We start from the raw sequence: 14899 nt of genomic DNA on the forward strand, positions 1-14899 counted from the left end.
AGCGGGGCCGCGGCCCGCTATGTTCGCTGCGGACAACGGAACGTTCGGAGCCGCCATGCAGAAGACCGAAGTACTGGCCGGGGAGCCGGGGGCCACCCCGGCGGACCCGGCCCATTCCGCGGCCGCACGGGCCGGCGAGGCCCCCGCGCACGGCTGGCCCCGGTTCTGGCCGGCCCTCCTGCTCGGCGCGGCCGTCCTGCCCGGCGCGGTCGTCTTCGTCGTCGGCCGGTGGAGCGACGGACAGGCCTTCCAGGCCTGGCGGACGGTCTGCCTCGCCGTCACCGTGCAGGCGCTGCCCTTCCTGCTGCTCGGCACCGCGCTGTCGGGCGCGATCAACGCCTTCGTGCCGGCCCATGTGTTCAGCCGGCTGCTGCCGAGTCGGGCCGCCCTCGCCGTCCCCGTCGCCGGGGTCGCCGGGGTGGTCCTGCCCGGCTGCGAGTGCGCCTCGGTGCCCGTCGCGAACAGCCTGATCAGCCGGGGCGTGACCCCGGCCGCCGCGTTCGCGTTCCTGCTGTCCGCGCCCGCCGTCAACCCGGTCGTGCTCACCGCCACGGCCATCGCCTTCCCCGGCAACCCCGCCATGGTGTGGGCCCGGCTGCTGGCCTCGCTGGTCACCGCCGCCGCCATGGGCTGGCTCTGGCTCCTGTTCGGCCGCGAGAAGTGGCTGCGGCCGACCGTGCGGCACACCGGGCACCGGCCGGGACACAGCCGCTGGACGGAGTTCCGGCAGGGCTTCCAGCACGACTTCCTGCACGCGGGCGGCTTCCTGGTCCTCGGCGCGATGGCCGCCGCCACCTTCAACGTGACGGTCCCGCGCACGGTGCTCGACGCCTTCTCCGGCTCGCCCTGGCTCTCCGTGCTGTTCCTGGCCGCCCTCGCCGTCCTGCTCGCGGTCTGCTCGGAGGCCGACGCGTTCGTCGCCGCCTCCCTCACCGGATTCTCACCCCTGGCGCGGCTGACGTTCATGGTGGTCGGCCCGATGGTGGACCTCAAGCTGATCGCCCTTCAGGCCGGCACCTTCGGCCGGGCCTTCGCCGCCCGCTTCTCCGCCGCGACCGCCGTCGTCGCGATCCTGTGCAGCACGATCGTCGGAGGCATCCTGCTGTGAGACGCCCCCTCCAGGTCACCCTGCTCGTCCTCAGCGGCCTCGGCCTGCTGCACGCCTCCCTCTTCACCGACCTCTTCCTGCGCTACGTCAAGGAGGGCATGCGGCCGCTGCTCATCGCCTCCGGCGTGCTGCTGCTCCTGCTGGGCGTGGCCGAGGCCTGGGCCACCCCCGCCAAGACCCACGGCGCCGACCACCCGGAACGCGGCCACGGCCACGAGGGGGACGTACGGGAACTCGGCCGCGGGGGCGATGCACAGGACCCCGGTGACGAGGGCGGCGCGCACGACCACGGCGGCCACGGCCATGACCACTCCACCGTGCCCCGCGTCGCCTGGCTGCTGTTCCTGCCCGCGCTGAGCCTGCTCTTCTACGCCCCGCCCGCCCTCGGCGCGTACACCGCCTCCCGCGAGGCCCCCAAGGCCGTCGCCTCCGGACAGCGGCACTTCGACCCGCTGCCCGCGACCTCGCCGCTGCCGATGACCCTCACCGACTTCACCCGCCGGGTGCAGCAGGACCCCTCGGGGGCCGTCAGGGGACGCTCGGTCCTGCTGACCGGCTTCGTCACGCCCGACAAGGGCGGCCGGGACACCTGGTACCTGACCCGGATCATCCTGTCCTGCTGCGCCGCCGACGCCCAGTCGGTGAAGGTCCGGATCCACGGCACGCCGGCGCTGCCCGCGAACACCTGGGTGTCGGTCACCGGCGCCTGGCACCCCGGCGGCACGCTCGGCACCGCCTCCGCGCCCGCCGACCTCGACGCCCGGGCCGTACGGCGGATCGAGCGGCCGATCAACGGCTACACCGACGACCTGCCGCTGGTGCCGTCCCGTTGACGGCGGCGGGCCGGCCCCCTCCCGGCCGCCGGGCGCGGCCGGCCCCTGGACCCCGGGTCCCCGGCCGGTCAGGCGCCCGGTATCGGCCGTACGGTGAGGATCTGCTCGGCCCGTCCGACCGGACCGCGCACATCGTGCAGGACCGTGCTGGTCAGGCCCTGGCCGCTCGGCCCGAAGACGACCGTGGTGTCCAGACCCGTCCACCCGCCCTCCGGCCGCCGGTGCAGATGGACGGTCAGATCGACGTTGGGGAACATCCACTCCGTCGGCGACTCGCGCACGGCGATGCCGTTGGCGGTGTCGACCAGGGCCAGGTACGAGGCGTACGGGCCGCTGGTCTCCCCGGCGACCAGGTCGAGCGGCGTGGACACCCAGGCGGCGGTGCGGCCCGGCCGCGGCGGGGCGACGGGGCGCACGTCCAGGGACGCGATGTAGCCGCCGGGCCACAGCTCGGCCATCGGCCACGGGTCGAGCCGCTCGGGCGGGGTCAGCGGGTCGGCGGCGCCCCCGGCGACGGCGCTCGTGTCCTGCTCGGCCAGCAGCCAGGCGCGGGCCCGGACCACCGGGCGGTCCGCGACGGTCACCACCGCCTCCACGAGTTCGATCGTGCGGCCGGGCCGGACCGTCTCCAGCCGGATCTCGCACTCCTCCAGGGCGAGGCGGCCCAGGATGTCGTAGCTGATCCGGGACAGGACCAGGCCGCCGGCCGGTCGTGCGGCCAGGTGCCGCTCGATGACGTGCGCGACGAGCCCGCCGAGCGGGCTGAAGTGCAGCTCGTTCTCGTCCCAGGCGCCGCTCGCGTGGGCGGTGGGCTTGAAGCGGTGCTCGTCGATGCGCACGTAGTAGCTGTCGGGGACCTCACTGCCGGTGTTCAACGGGTCTGTCTCCTCGGGATCTTCCGGCGCCGCCGGATCGTTGGACGCTACACAGACTAGGAGCGGGCAACACCACGACGCGGGGGAGGGACCCGATGCGACTGCGCAACGTCACGCCGGACGACGTCGACGCCTACGTACGGATGCGGTGCGATCCGGTGATGACGGCCGGGCTCGGCGGGCCGCTGCCGGCCGAGGGCATGGCCGACAAGGTGCGCCGGGACGCCGCCGCGGCGGCCGAGGACACCGCCTGGATCAAGATGATCGTGCCCGACGCCGCGGGCCCGGGGGAGGTCGCCGGGACGGTGTGCCTGTGGTCCCACGACGACGGCGACGGGCCCGTGTCGGAGATCGGCTGGATGGTCCTGCCCGAGTACCAGGGCCGGGGCCTCGGCAGACGCGCGACCCGGCTGCTGCTCGAACAGGCGCGCGACGAGGATCGCTGGGGCACGGTGCACGCGTTCCCGGCCACGGACAACGCCCCCTCGAACGGCATCTGCCGCTCCCTCGGCTTCCGGCTGCTCGGGGAGCGCGACGTCTCGTTCGCCGACCGGGTGCTGCGCAGCAACCACTGGGCGATCGACCCGGGCGCCGACCTGCCGCCGCGCTGAGCCGGGGGACGGCGGCTCAAGGTCCGGTGCGGTCCGGCGTGCGGGGTCGTCGGCTCCGGTGCGCGCCTCGGTGCGCTGAAGGCGGGGACGGGGGCCGGTCAGCCCGGCCAGGACCCTCCGAAGGCGGGGTGCGGGGGACGGTCAGCCCGCCAGGACCTCCGCCCACCGGTGGGTGCCGCCAGGGCCGGTGCGGACGCCGCAGCGGGCCGACAGCGCGGTCACGATGCCGAGGCCGCGGCCGTGCTCGTCCGGGTCCGGCGCGGCGGCCGGGCCGGGCGGCGCGGCGGGTCCCAGGTCGCTCACCTCGACGTGCACGGCCCCGCGCCCGTCCACCGGCACCCGCCACAGCAGCAGCGTCGCGGGCGGCCGGGCGTGCACCAGCGCGTTGGTGACCAGCTCCGAGACCACCAGCAGCACATCGTCCGCGGCCCCGGTCGGCAGGTCCCAGCCGCCCAGCACCGCGCGTACGCGACGGCGTACGGACGGCACGGCTCCGGGCGTGGGCGGCAGCGGGAAAGCGTGCCGGGCGTGGTCGGCTCGGCCGGCTTCCCCGCGAGGCGCGGCGTCGAGCTGCGCTGCGGTCATGTGGCCTCCTTCTCCGAACGGCGCTGCCGACCGTAGGTCGGGCGCGACTAGGAACGCTAGGGAACGTATACGCGGCGGTCAATGAATCGCGGTCGGCATTGCCGAACGGCAGTCCTGAGCGGGGCAAATAGGATTAATATCGCTCCATGGCCGGACCCGTCCAGTCGATCGAACGAGCGGCGGCGATCCTGCGCCTGCTGGCCGGCGGGCCGCGCAGGCTCGGGCTCGGCGAGGTCGCGTCCTCCCTGGGACTCGCCAAGGGCACCGCTCACGGCATCCTCCGCACCCTCCAGCACGTCGACTTCGTCGAGCAGGACGAGGCGACCGGGAAGTACCAGCTCGGGGCCGCGCTGCTGCACCTGGGCACCAGCTATCTCGACGTCAACGAGCTGCGCTCCCGTTCCATCAACTGGGCGGACGCGCTGGCCGCCCGCAGCGGCGAGGCCGTCCGGCTGGGCACGCCCCTGGAGGGCCAGGTCCTCGTCGTCCACCACGTCTTCCGCCCCGACGACACCCTGCAGACCCTCGACGTGGGCGCGCTGCTGCCCCTGCACGCGTCCTCCCTCGGCAAGGTCCTCCTCGCCTACGGCGCCGCCACCCTCGACCCGCCGCCCGAGGGCCTGGCGGCGTACACGCGGCACACCCTGGTCGATCCCGAGGACCTGGACCGGGCGCTCGCCGAGATCCGCGAGCAGGGCTGGGGCGCGGAGGTGCAGGAGATGTCCATGGGCGACGCCGGGATCGCCGCGCCGATCCGCGGGCACGGCGGACTCGTGGTGGGCGCCGTCTGCCTCTCCGGCCCCGTCGAACGCATCTGCGATCCCAGGGGCCGGCCGCTGCCCGCCCTGACCGCCCTGCTCCGGGAGGCCGCACGGGCGATCTCCCGGGACCTGGGGGCGACCCGCTGGTAGTTCCCGCCAGGACCTCGCAGCTTCCCCAGCCGCGCCACGCATCGGAAGGCAGGCCCGAACATGGTTGACCGGTATGTGATGTCCATCGACCAGGGCACCACGTCCACGCGGTGCATCCTGTTCGACCACCGCGGACGGCTGTGCTCGGTCGCCCAGCGCGAGCACCAGCAGCACTTCCCGAAGCCCGGCTGGGTCGAGCACGACGCCGTCGAGATCTGGCGCAACGTGCAGCGCATCGTGCCCGAGGCGATGGACTCGGCGGGCGTGGACGCCGGACAGATCGCCGCCATCGGCATCGCCAACCAGCGCGAGACGACCGTGCTGTGGGACCCGCGCACCGGCACCCCGGTCGGCCGGGCCATCGTCTGGCAGGACACTCGCACCGCGCCCCTCGTGGACGCGCTCAGGGACCGCCCCGGCGACGAGTTCTTCCTCGACCGCTGCGGACTGCCCCCCTCCACCTACTTCTCCGCCCCCCGCATCCGCTGGCTGTTCGAGAACGTCCCCGGCCTGGAGCAGCGCGCCCGCGACGGCGAGGTGCTGTTCGGCACCGTCGAGAGCTGGCTGATCTGGAACCTCACCGGCGGCACCGACGGCGGACTGCACATCACCGACCCCACCAACGCCAGCCGCACCATGCTCCTCAACCTCCGCACCCTCACCTGGGACCCGGAGCTGCTGGACTTCTTCGGCGTGCCGCGCGACCTGCTGCCCGAGATCCGCTCCTCGGCCGAGAGCTACGGCGAGGCCCGCGCGCTGCTGCCCGGCGTGCGCATCACCGCCGCCCTCGGCGACCAGCAGGCGGCCCTGTTCGGCCAGACCTGCTTCTCGCCCGGCGAGGCCAAGTGCACCTACGGCACCGGCAGCTTCCTGCTCATGAACACCGGCACCGACCTTGTCCGCTCCCGGCACGGGCTGCTCACCACGGTCGCCTACCGCATCGCCGGCCAGCCCACGGTCTACGCCCTGGAAGGCCCGATGGCCGTCACCGGCTCCCTGGTCCAGTGGTTCCGCGACCGGCTCGGCATGATCAACACCGCCCCGGAGATCGAGACGCTGGCCCGCACCGTGGAGGACAACGGCGGCTGCTACATCGTCCCCGCCTTCTCGGGCCTGTTCGCCCCGCACTGGCGCAGCGACGCCCGCGGCGTCGTCGTCGGCCTCACCTCCTACATCACCAAGGGCCACCTGGCCAGGGCCGTGCTGGAGGCCACCGCCTGGCAGACCCGCGAGGTGGTCGACGCCATGAACGCCGACTCCGGGCTCGCCCTGAAACAGCTCAAGGTCGACGGCGGCATGACCTCCGACCACCTGCTCATGCAGATGCTGGCCGACGTGCTGGACGTACCCGTCGTACGGCCCCTGGTGGCCGAGACGGTCTCCCTGGGCGCCGCCTACGCCGCCGGACTCGCCGTCGGCTACTGGTCGGACCTGGAGGTGCTGCGCGGCAACTGGCACCGGGCCGGCCAGTGGCTGCCCGACATGGACCCGGAACGGCGCGCCTGGGAGTACGAGAGCTGGCAGCGGGCCGTCCAGCGGTCCCTGGACTGGGTCCGGCCCGACGGGGGACCGCGCTGAGCCGTCGGCCGGCCTCACCGGCGGGACGGATTCCGCGCCGGCGGCGCATCGGCCCCGGCGGCCTGGTTACCCGAAGGACGAGGGGTTCGGAAGTGAGCCTCCACCGGGCTCTCCGCGCCATGGTTCTCCGCGGAGGGCCCTCTGCGGGCCTTCATCCGACCGTTTCCCGTTCTTCACCTGGCCGTTTCCCATCCAGCGGGGCGCCCGGCGCATGCTGAACCACCGTCCCGCGCCGCGCCGCCGGCCCCGGACGGCAGCACCCCCCGTTCGCAGAAAGACCGATGGCCCTGTGCCCGCACCCGTCGTTCTCACCGGCCGCAGGACGCGGCTGGAACCCCTCGCTCCGCACCACGTGGAGGGCCTGGCCCGGGCCGGCGGCGAGGACCGCGCCTCCTACGCCTTCACCCCCGTGCCGCACGGCCCCGAAGCCGCCCGCGACTACGTCGAACGGGCCCTGGCCGACCAGGCGGCGGGCCGGGCGCTGCCCTTCGCCGTGGTCCGCGCCGACGACGGCCGCGTCGTCGGCTCCACCCGCTTCCTGGAACTCGACTACTGGCAGGGACCACTCGTCTGGCCCCCGGTCCCGGGAGTCCCGTACGGCGACCCCCGCACCGCCGTGCCCGACGCCGCCGAGATCGGCAACACCTGGCTCGCCGCCGGCGCCCAGGGCGCCGGCATCAACACCGAGGCCAAGCTGCTCCTGCTGCGCCACGCCTTCGAGACCTGGCGGGTGCGCCGCGTCTCCTTCCGCGCCGACGCCCGCAACCTGCGCTCCTGCGCCGCCATCGAACGGCTCGGCGCCCGCTGCGAGGGCGTGCGCCGCGCCCACTCGCGCGGCCTGGACGGCACCGTGCGCAGCACCGCCTTCTACTCGATCCTCGACGAGGAGTGGCCCACCGCCCGGGCCGTCATCGAACTCCGCCTCGCCGCGGGCACGCCCGCCGCGCCCGGCCCCGCCCCGGCCGCGATGACGGGCGTGGCGGCCGTGGCGGCCGTGCCGGGCGGCGTCGGCCCTCGGCCGGACGACATGGACGGCCGCCTCGTACGGGCCTGACGCACCCGGACGGGTCCCGTGCGGGCGCGGCGCTCCGCCGTGCGCGGCGCGCGCGGGCGCGGTGCCGGGGGACCGGTGCGCCGTCGGCGCGGGTGGTGGCGGGGCGGCGGGGGTGAGAGCATGACGTGTGCCGCTCCAGCGCTTGCGGCATTCCCACCCCGGGCGGGCGCTGGTCCTCGTCCCGCTGGGAATGATCGCCGCCGTCTGCGTGGTGGACGTCCTGGCCCCGCCCGACGTGCACCTCGGCCCCCTGCTGGTCGCCGCCCCCGCCTTCGCCGCCGCGTTCTCCGGTCCCCGGCGCACCGCGCTGATCGGCGCCCTGGCCGTCGCGGCCCAGGTGTTCATCGGAGTGGCCCGCGGCGTGCTCGCCACCGAGAACCTGATCGCCCAGATCGGCGCCCTGATCCTGGTCTCCGCCCTGATAGTGGTCTTCTGCCTGGTCCGCGAGCGCGGTGAGCGCCAGCTCAGCCAGAGCCGGATCGTCGCCCAGGCCGTGCAGGAGGTCCTGCTGCCCCCGCTGCCCGAGCGCAGCGGCCCGCTGCGGATGGCCAGCGTGTACCTGGCCGCGCAGGACGAGGCGACGCTCGGCGGCGACCTCTACGCCGCCGCCCGCACCCGGCACAGCACCCGGCTGCTCCTCGCGGACGTCCGCGGCAAGGGGCTGCCGGCCATCAGCCACGCCGCGCTGCTGCTCGGCGCGTTCCGCGCGGCCTCGCACCGCCGGCCCACGCTGCCGCAGCTGGCCGTGCACCTGGACGGCGCGATGCGGTGGGACACCCGGCAGTGGCAGACGGAGGAGGCGCTCGACACCGACGAGGCGTTCGCCACCGCGCTGCTGCTGGACATCCCCGACGACGAGGACGTGGTCCGCCTCGTCAACTGCGGCCATCCGGCGCCGGTCCTCTTCGCCGAGGGCCTCGCCCACACGCTGGTCGCCGAGACCGTCGCGCCCCCGCTCGGCCTGGGCGGCCTGACCGGGGCCACCGCCTACGCCGTCGCCTCGTTCCCCTTCCGCCCCGGCGACACGCTGCTGCTGCACACCGACGGCGTGCTGGAGGCGCGGGACGCGCACGGCGCGTTCTTCCCGCTCGCCGTCCGCGCCTCCGCCTGGGCCGCCGCCCGGGACGCCGGGGCGCCGGAGAGGCTGCTGGGCCGGCTCCGCGACGACCTCCTCGTCCACACCCGAGGCCGGCTCGGCGACGACGCGGCGGCCGTCGCGATCAGCCGCCGGAAGCCGTGAGCCCCGCCGCGACGGACCGGGGCTCGCGGCTCCCGTCGATTGCCGTGGCCGTGGGCGGTTGCGCCGGAGGCGATCGGGTACGCGTCCAGGACCGTGCCCGGGCGATCACCCTCCCGGGGCGGACCGCACGACCGCCGCAACCAGGGAATTCGCCATGGACACACCCGAGAACGACCGCACCGCCACGCAGGCTCAGCAGGCGCTGGACGTCCTCGCCGAGAACGCCGAGGACGCGGCGGCGCTGGACGCGCTCGCGCACAGCGACGTACTGATCCCGGTGCCCGACGACGTGAGCGACGAGGACGCCACCAACCCGGCGTCGGTGGCCCTGCCCGTCCTGGAGCAGCCCGGCGGAGTGCCGGTGGTGCCCGTGTTCACCTCGGAACTGGAGATGTCGGAACTGCTGCCCTTCGTCTCCCGCTACCGGCTGGTGCCCCTGGGCGCCCTGGCCTCCCAGTGGCCGGCCGAGGACCTGTCGCTGACCATAGACGCCAGCTCCCCGCACGGCCTGACCCTCACCTCGGAGGGGGTACGCACCCTGCTGGCCCGGCCGTAGGAGGGCAGGGGTCAGGACAGCCGCAGAGGACGGCAGGGGGCAAGGCGGCGGCGCGCATCCGCGCGGGGTGCGCGTGAGGCCCCGCCCCGCCGTCAGCCGCCGAGCGGCCCCGCCCCCCGTCAGCCGCCGAGCATGCGCGCCAGCACCTCGCGCTGGAGCGGAAGCACCTCGGCGTGCAGGTCACGGCCGCGGCGGGTGAGGGAGACCCACACCCCGCGCCGGTCCTCCGCGCACACCGTCCGCTCGACCAGCCCGTCCTTCTCCAGCCGGCCGATGAGCCGGGACAGCGCGCTCTGGCTGAGGTGCACCCGGCCGGCGATGTTCTGCACCCGGCACACGTCGCCGTCGGCGGGCGACTCGGACGCCAGGATGTCCAGCACCTCGAAGTCGCTCGCCCCCAGGCCGTAGGGGTGCAGGACGCGGTCGATCTCGCACATCGTCCGGGCGTGCACGGCCAGGATCTCCCGCCACTGTTCCCCGAGCCGGGCGCCGGCCGCGTTCACTCCCATGCCCGCATGGTAATGCGGCACGAGCACCGCGACGGCGGCCCCGGGCGTCCGGTACCGGACAAGGGCCGCCGACTCCCGGACACGGCGGGCCGGTCCGCGCCAGAGTAGGGGGCGACGCGACGGAGCGGCCACGACGACAGCGGGGGGCGCAGATGCCGAGGACTCCTGCCGAACGGACGCGCACAGCCATCCTGGCCTGGCTGGGCGAACCGGCCGCACACGCCGCCCGGAGCCGGTGGTGTACCGCCCGGGGCGAGCACGGCGCGACCGCGCGGGCCGTCGCCGCCGGGCTCGGCATCCCCGTCCGGGCCGCGAAGACGCACCTCGCGCTGCTCGTGGACCTCGGTCTGCTGCGCACCCGGCGCGTGTGCCACCGGACGTACTACCGGCGCGACGAGTTCCGCATCGCCGAGGTGGCCCGGCTGTTCGAGAAGGGCTGGTGAGCGGCCGGCGGGCGCCCCGTCCCCCGCCACGGTGGGCGGTCCGCCTCGCTCCGGCACCGGTGCGCCCCGTCCGCCTTCTCCCCGGGCGCCCGCACCGCGGCGCCCGGGACGGTATCGGACGTGCGTTCCCGCCGTCACCCCCGTTCAGGCGTACGCCGGTCCCAGGTAACCGGAATTTCACCTCCACGCAGTAAGAGTGACTGCGACGCAAGCGTGTCTGCGCCACTGTCGACCCACCATCCCCAGAACTGGATCCCATGAGCGCCATCTCCGTCGGTCAGGCCGTCGTCCTCGGAGTCGTCGAGGGGGTGACCGAGTTCCTTCCCGTGTCCTCCACCGGCCATCTCAAGATCGCCGAGGGGCTCATGGACATCCCCGTCGACGACAGTTCCGTCGTCGGGTTCTCCGCCGTCATCCAGGTCGGCGCCATCGCCGCCGTACTCGTGTACTTCTTCAAGGACATCGTGCGGATCGTCTCCGCCTGGTTCCGCGGGCTGACCAACCGCGAGGAGCGCTACCACCACGACTACAAGTTCGCCTGGTGGGTCATCTACGCCACCATCCCGATCGTCCTCGTCGGCCTGGCCGCCAAGCCCCTGATCGACGGGCCGCTCGGCTCGCTGTGGGTGGTCGCCGGCTCGCTCATCGTCGGCAGCGGCGTGATGTGGTGCGCGGACCAGATGGGCCGGCACAAGCGCGGTGAGGACGACACCTCCTTCAAGGACGCGATGCTGGTCGGCGCCTCGCAGATCCTCGCGCTGCTCTTCCCCGGCTTCTCCCGCTCCGGCGCCACCATGTCCACCGCGCTCATCCTCGACCTGGACCGCGTCGCCGCCACCCGGCTGTCGTTCTTCCTCGGCATTCCGGCCCTGACCGGCGCCGGCATCTACGAACTGAAGGACGCCCTCGGCGCGGGCGTGGGCGCCGCCCCGCTCGTCGTCGGCACCGTCGTCTCCTTCCTGGTGGCCTACGCGTCCATCGCCTGGCTGCTGAAGTTCGTCGCCAAGCACTCCTTCAACGCCTTCGTCCTCTACCGGATCGCCGTCGGCGCCCTCCTCTTCGGGCTGCTGGGCACGGGCGTGCTCGACGCCTGAGCGGCCGTACCGCCGCCGCGTCCCCGCCGTGGGGGCGGACCGCCGACGCCGGTCCGCCCCCACGGCCGTTCTCCGTCCTGCGGCCCCGCTTGACAGGATTCCTCCGCACCCCGCACGATCGCTCCGTGAACCTGTCAGACAGCCAGACAGGTGCGGTGGCACCCCGACGCGTCAGCGCCATGGAGGCGGTGCTCACCCACCTGCGCGGCGCCATCGAGCGCGGCGAGTACGCCATCGGCGACAAGCTTCCCTCCGAGGCGGAGCTGTGCCGCTCCCTGGAGGTCTCGCGGCCCGTCCTGCGCGAGGCGCTGCGCGCCCTGCAGACCATGGGCCTGACCGTCTCCAGGACCGGCAAGGGCACCTTCGTCGTGGCCGGCGCCGTGGAGGACCCCACCTTCGGGGACTACGTGGCCAGCGACCTGATGGAAGTACGCCGGCACATCGAGATCCCGGTCGCCGGGTACGCCGCGCTGCGCCGCACCCCCGAGGACCTGGACCACCTGGCCCACCTGCTGGAACGGATGGAGCGGGAGACCGACACGACCTCCTGGGTCGCGCTGGACACCCTGTTCCACCTCGCCGTCGCCCAGGCCGCCCGCAACCCGGTCTTCCGCCGGGTCATCGAGGAGATCCGCGACGCCCTGGCCCGCCAGTCGGCCTTCCTCACCGAACTCGGCGACCGGCGCGAGCAGTCCAACCGCGAGCACCGGGCCCTCGTCGAGGCGCTGACCGACGGCAGCGAACACGACGCCGTCCAGGCCATGACCCACCACCTCGACCGGGTCGAGAGCACCCTCACCGCCATCGTGCGCCCCGCACCCCGCCCCGACCCGGACCGACCAGGGGCGTAAGCCGCACCCGGCACACCCCCGCGCCCCGCGGCCCGGTACGCCACCCGCGGCCGGACCGCCCGCACCTCCACCAAGGCCCCCGCGCACACCCCGCGCGAGCACCGTCCACCCACTCACCAGTGACGCAGGCAGCCATGCAGACCACTTCCCCCGCCGCGGCGCCCCCCGTCCGCGAGCCCCGCCACGCACCCGTCGCCCGCCTCATACGCGGCGGCGTCGTCGAAGGCGTCCACCACGGCTCCGTCGTCGTCCTCGACGCCGACGGCACGACCCGCTTCCGGCTCGGCGACACCGAGGCCGCCTTCTATCCGCGCTCGGCGCTCAAGCCCGTCCAGGCCGTCGCCATGGTCCGGGCCGGGCTGCCGCTGGAGGGCGAGCTGCTCTCGCTCGCCGCCGCCAGCCACTCCGGCGAGGAGCACCACCTCGCCGGAACGCGGCGCATCCTCGAACTGGCCGGGCTGACCGAGGGCGACCTGCGCAACGTCCCCGACCTGCCGTTCGACCCGACCGTGCGGGACACCTGGGTGCGCGCGGGCCGCCTGCCCTCCCGGCTCGCCCAGAACTGCTCCGGCAAGCACGCGGCCATGCTCTACACCTGCCGGCTCAACGGCTGGTCCCTGGACGACTACCTCGACCCCGCGCACCCGTTGCAGCGGGCCGTCGCCGAGACCGTCGAGGACCTCACCGGGCAGCGCGTGGCCCGGGTGACCGTCGACGGCTGCGGCGCGCCCCTGTTCGCCGTGTCCCTGCACGGCCTCGCCCGCGCCGCCGCCCGCATCACCACCGCCGCGCCCGGCACCCCCGAGGCGCGGGTCGCCGACGCCATGCGCGAGCACGCCGAGACGGCCTCCGGCTCCGGCCGCGACGTGGCCGCGCTGATGCGGGCCGTGCCCGGACTGCTGGCCAAGGACGGTTTCGAGGGCGTCGAGGTCGCCGCGCTGCCGGACGGCCGGGCCGTCGCGGTGAAGATCTCCGACGGCGCGAACCGGGCGCGCATCCCGGTCGCCGCCGCGGCCCTCGCCCTGGCCGGCGTCGATCCGGCCCGGCTCACCGAGTTCGCCGGCGAGCCGCTCCTCGGCGGCGGCGAACCGGTCGGCTGCGTCCGCCCGGTCGAGGAGCTGAGCCTCGAGACGCTGCCTTCGGCCTGCGCGTGACCGCGCGCCGCGCGTGACCTCGGGGCGCCCTTGACTCCGGGTGCACCTGCCTCCGGCCTGGGTCTGCCTCCGGCCTGGGCCTGCCCCCCCAGTCCTGTGCCTGCCTCCGACCTGCGCCTGCCTCCGGTCTGCGCCTGCCCCCGCCCTGCGCTTGCCCCCAGGCCCTGCGTCTGAGCGCGGGCCGGGGGCGTCCGCCTGCCCGGCGGGGCCGTCGGGAACGACGGCTCACCCCTCCCGGCCCGCCGGCCCACCGGCTCGCCCTCTCCTGGCCTGTCGGCCACCGGCCCGTCCACCGGCCGCCGGCCCACCGGCCCGTCGTCTCCCGGCCCGCAGGCCACCGGCCCGTCCTCTCCCGGCCCACGGGCCACCGGCCCACCGGCTCGCCCCCTCCCGGCCCGCAGGCCGCTGGCCCACCGGCCGTCCTCTCCCGGCCCGCCGGCCTACGGGTTCGCCCCCTTCCGCCCCAGCGGCCCACCGGCCCGCCCGCCTCAGTCGTCCCCCGGGCACAATGAGGATCATGACGTCCTCCATGGCCTTCCAGCCGGTTCTGGAGCGTATCGCCGAGGAGATCGGGCGGACGCCCGGTCGTGGGCGGCCCGCCGACTACATCCCGGCGCTCGCCGCCCGCGACCCGCGCGCCTTCGGCATGGCCGTCGCGGAGCTGGACGGCACCGTGTACGGGGTGGGCGACTGGCGTGAGCCGTTCTCCGCGCAGTCCATCACCAAGGTCTTCACCCTCGCCCTCGACCTGGCCCGCGAGGGCGACGAACTGTGGGAGCACGTGGGCCGCGAGCCCTCCGGCAACCCGTTCAACTCCCTGGTGCAACTGGAGTACGAGAACGGCATCCCGCGCAACCCGTTCATCAACGCCGGCGCCCTCGTCGTCACCGACCGCCTCCAGACCCGTACCGGCGACGCCGCGGGCGAACTGCTGCGGCTGCTGCGCGCCGAGAGCGGCAATCCGGAGCTGGACTTCGACCTGGCGGTCGCCGCCTCGGAGACCGCGCACGGCGACCGCAACGCCGCCCTCGGCCACTTCATGGCCTCCTACGGCAACATCGACAACCCCGTGCCGGTCCTGCTCGACCAGTACTTCCGCCAGTGCTCGATCGCGGCCTCCTGCGCCGACCTCGCCCTGGCCGCCACCGTCCTGGCCCGGCACGGCGTCCGCGCCGACGGCACCCGGCTGCTGACCCGCAGCCAGGCCAAGCAGGTCAACGCCGTCATGCTGACCTGCGGCACCTACGACGCGGCGGGCGACTTCGCCTACCGGGTGGGGCTGCCGGGCAAGAGCGGCGTGGGCGGCGGCATCATCGCCGTCGTGCCGGGGCGGTGCGCGCTGTGCGTCTGGAGCCCCGGCCTGGACGAGCGGGGCAACTCCGTCGCCGGAGTGGCGGCCCTGGACCGCTTCACCACCCTCACCGGACTGTCGGTGTTCTGACCCCTCGGCGGGGAACGGGCGGTCAGCTACGGCCGAACCGCGGGTTCCTGCGCCGC

Annotated in this window: 16 protein-coding genes; 13 read left to right on the top strand and 3 right to left on the bottom strand. The window is 74.7% G+C overall.

Features of this window, described 5'->3' with window-relative positions:
* Positions 1–55 precede the first annotated feature (55 nt).
* Both K7787_RS25870 and K7787_RS25875 read left to right on the top strand, forming a co-directional pair.
* On the top strand, positions 56–1108 hold the full coding sequence (locus tag K7787_RS25870; protein WP_223003124.1) for a permease: 1053 nt from the start codon (positions 56–58) through the stop codon (positions 1106–1108).
* Positions 1105–1941 (top strand): TIGR03943 family putative permease subunit, encoded by an 837-nt coding sequence (locus K7787_RS25875; RefSeq protein WP_223003125.1) that lies wholly within the window; start codon positions 1105–1107, stop codon positions 1939–1941. The genes K7787_RS25870 and K7787_RS25875 overlap by 4 nt, the downstream gene beginning before the upstream one ends.
* A 68-nt stretch (positions 1942–2009) precedes the next feature.
* Here K7787_RS25875 and K7787_RS25880 read toward each other — a convergent pair whose 3' ends face one another.
* Positions 2010–2816, bottom strand: a complete 807-nt coding sequence (locus K7787_RS25880) for a thioesterase family protein (RefSeq protein ID WP_223003126.1) — start codon at positions 2814–2816, stop codon at positions 2010–2012.
* Positions 2817–2911: 95 nt separating this feature from the next.
* On the opposite strand from K7787_RS25880, the gene K7787_RS25885 reads away from it, so the two are divergent.
* Positions 2912–3427, top strand: coding sequence for a GNAT family N-acetyltransferase (locus K7787_RS25885; protein WP_223003127.1), 516 nt, complete (start codon positions 2912–2914; stop codon positions 3425–3427).
* Positions 3428–3568: 141 nt separating this feature from the next.
* Here K7787_RS25885 and K7787_RS25890 read toward each other — a convergent pair whose 3' ends face one another.
* Positions 3569–4012 (bottom strand): ATP-binding protein, encoded by a 444-nt coding sequence (locus tag K7787_RS25890; RefSeq protein ID WP_199293092.1) that lies wholly within the window; start codon positions 4010–4012, stop codon positions 3569–3571.
* A 146-nt stretch (positions 4013–4158) separates the two neighbouring features.
* Here K7787_RS25890 and K7787_RS25895 point away from each other — a divergent pair, with 146 nt between their 5' ends.
* The 5 genes from K7787_RS25895 (at position 4159) to K7787_RS25915 (ending at position 9351) form a co-directional block, all read left to right on the top strand.
* Positions 4159–4923: an IclR family transcriptional regulator gene (locus tag K7787_RS25895; protein WP_223003128.1), complete on the top strand. Its 765-nt coding sequence runs from the start codon at positions 4159–4161 to the stop codon at positions 4921–4923.
* 60 nt (positions 4924–4983) lie between these two features.
* Positions 4984–6501, top strand: coding sequence for a glycerol kinase GlpK (glpK, locus tag K7787_RS25900; protein WP_223003129.1), 1518 nt, complete (start codon positions 4984–4986; stop codon positions 6499–6501).
* A 289-nt stretch (positions 6502–6790) separates the two neighbouring features.
* Positions 6791–7555, top strand: coding sequence for a GNAT family N-acetyltransferase (locus K7787_RS25905; RefSeq protein WP_308036473.1), 765 nt, complete (start codon positions 6791–6793; stop codon positions 7553–7555).
* A 190-nt stretch (positions 7556–7745) separates the two neighbouring features.
* Positions 7746–8795, top strand: coding sequence for a PP2C family protein-serine/threonine phosphatase (locus K7787_RS25910; protein ID WP_164391978.1), 1050 nt, complete (start codon positions 7746–7748; stop codon positions 8793–8795).
* A 154-nt stretch (positions 8796–8949) separates the two neighbouring features.
* Positions 8950–9351 carry an SseB family protein gene (locus K7787_RS25915; RefSeq protein ID WP_019985730.1) on the top strand — a complete coding sequence of 134 codons (402 nt, stop codon included), beginning with the start codon at positions 8950–8952 and terminating at the stop codon, positions 9349–9351.
* A 119-nt stretch (positions 9352–9470) separates the two neighbouring features.
* Here the strand turns inward: K7787_RS25915 and K7787_RS25920 are convergent, their stop codons facing one another.
* Positions 9471–9860: a MarR family winged helix-turn-helix transcriptional regulator gene (locus K7787_RS25920; RefSeq protein ID WP_027758753.1), complete on the bottom strand. Its 390-nt coding sequence runs from the start codon at positions 9858–9860 to the stop codon at positions 9471–9473.
* Between the two features lie 152 nt (positions 9861–10012).
* On the opposite strand from K7787_RS25920, the gene K7787_RS25925 reads away from it, so the two are divergent.
* The 5 genes from K7787_RS25925 to K7787_RS25945 all read left to right on the top strand — a co-directional run bounded on the left by K7787_RS25925 (position 10013) and on the right by K7787_RS25945 (position 14843).
* A complete protein-coding gene (locus K7787_RS25925; RefSeq protein ID WP_164391970.1) occupies positions 10013–10303 on the top strand; it encodes a helix-turn-helix domain-containing protein in 291 nt (96 codons plus the stop codon).
* A gap of 257 nt (positions 10304–10560) precedes the next feature.
* Positions 10561–11397: an undecaprenyl-diphosphate phosphatase gene (locus K7787_RS25930; RefSeq protein WP_164391972.1), complete on the top strand. Its 837-nt coding sequence runs from the start codon at positions 10561–10563 to the stop codon at positions 11395–11397.
* Between the two features lie 125 nt (positions 11398–11522).
* On the top strand, positions 11523–12248 hold the full coding sequence (locus K7787_RS25935) for a FadR/GntR family transcriptional regulator (protein ID WP_223003130.1): 726 nt from the start codon (positions 11523–11525) through the stop codon (positions 12246–12248).
* Between the two features lie 134 nt (positions 12249–12382).
* Positions 12383–13402, top strand: a complete 1020-nt coding sequence (locus K7787_RS25940) for an asparaginase (protein WP_223003131.1) — start codon at positions 12383–12385, stop codon at positions 13400–13402.
* 517 nt (positions 13403–13919) lie between these two features.
* The gene (locus tag K7787_RS25945; protein WP_372456689.1) at positions 13920–14843 is read left to right on the top strand and encodes a glutaminase; all 924 of its coding nucleotides are present in this window, start codon (positions 13920–13922) and stop codon (positions 14841–14843) included.
* The last annotated feature ends 56 nt before the right edge of the window (positions 14844–14899 follow it).

Source organism: Streptomyces sennicomposti, assembly GCF_019890635.1.
GTDB lineage: Bacteria > Actinomycetota > Actinomycetes > Streptomycetales > Streptomycetaceae > Streptomyces > Streptomyces sennicomposti.

What these genes read in the sequence shown, in the direction of transcription:
- K7787_RS25940 (WP_223003131.1), top strand. Translation starts at nt 12,383, where the DNA reads ATGCAGACCACTTCCCCCGCCGCGGCGCCCCCCGTCCGCGAGCCCCGC.
- K7787_RS25895 (WP_223003128.1), top strand. Translation starts at nt 4,159, where the DNA reads ATGGCCGGACCCGTCCAGTCGATCGAACGAGCGGCGGCGATCCTGCGC.
- K7787_RS25890 (WP_199293092.1), bottom strand. Translation starts at nt 4,012, where the DNA reads ATGACCGCAGCGCAGCTCGACGCCGCGCCTCGCGGGGAAGCCGGCCGA.
- glpK (WP_223003129.1), top strand. Translation starts at nt 4,984, where the DNA reads ATGGTTGACCGGTATGTGATGTCCATCGACCAGGGCACCACGTCCACG.
- K7787_RS25910 (WP_164391978.1), top strand. Translation starts at nt 7,746, where the DNA reads ATGATCGCCGCCGTCTGCGTGGTGGACGTCCTGGCCCCGCCCGACGTG.
- K7787_RS25915 (WP_019985730.1), top strand. Translation starts at nt 8,950, where the DNA reads ATGGACACACCCGAGAACGACCGCACCGCCACGCAGGCTCAGCAGGCG.
- K7787_RS25945 (WP_372456689.1), top strand. Translation starts at nt 13,920, where the DNA reads ATGACGTCCTCCATGGCCTTCCAGCCGGTTCTGGAGCGTATCGCCGAG.
- K7787_RS25885 (WP_223003127.1), top strand. Translation starts at nt 2,912, where the DNA reads ATGCGACTGCGCAACGTCACGCCGGACGACGTCGACGCCTACGTACGG.
- K7787_RS25925 (WP_164391970.1), top strand. Translation starts at nt 10,013, where the DNA reads ATGCCGAGGACTCCTGCCGAACGGACGCGCACAGCCATCCTGGCCTGG.
- K7787_RS25870 (WP_223003124.1), top strand. Translation starts at nt 56, where the DNA reads ATGCAGAAGACCGAAGTACTGGCCGGGGAGCCGGGGGCCACCCCGGCG.
- K7787_RS25930 (WP_164391972.1), top strand. Translation starts at nt 10,561, where the DNA reads ATGAGCGCCATCTCCGTCGGTCAGGCCGTCGTCCTCGGAGTCGTCGAG.
- K7787_RS25920 (WP_027758753.1), bottom strand. Translation starts at nt 9,860, where the DNA reads ATGGGAGTGAACGCGGCCGGCGCCCGGCTCGGGGAACAGTGGCGGGAG.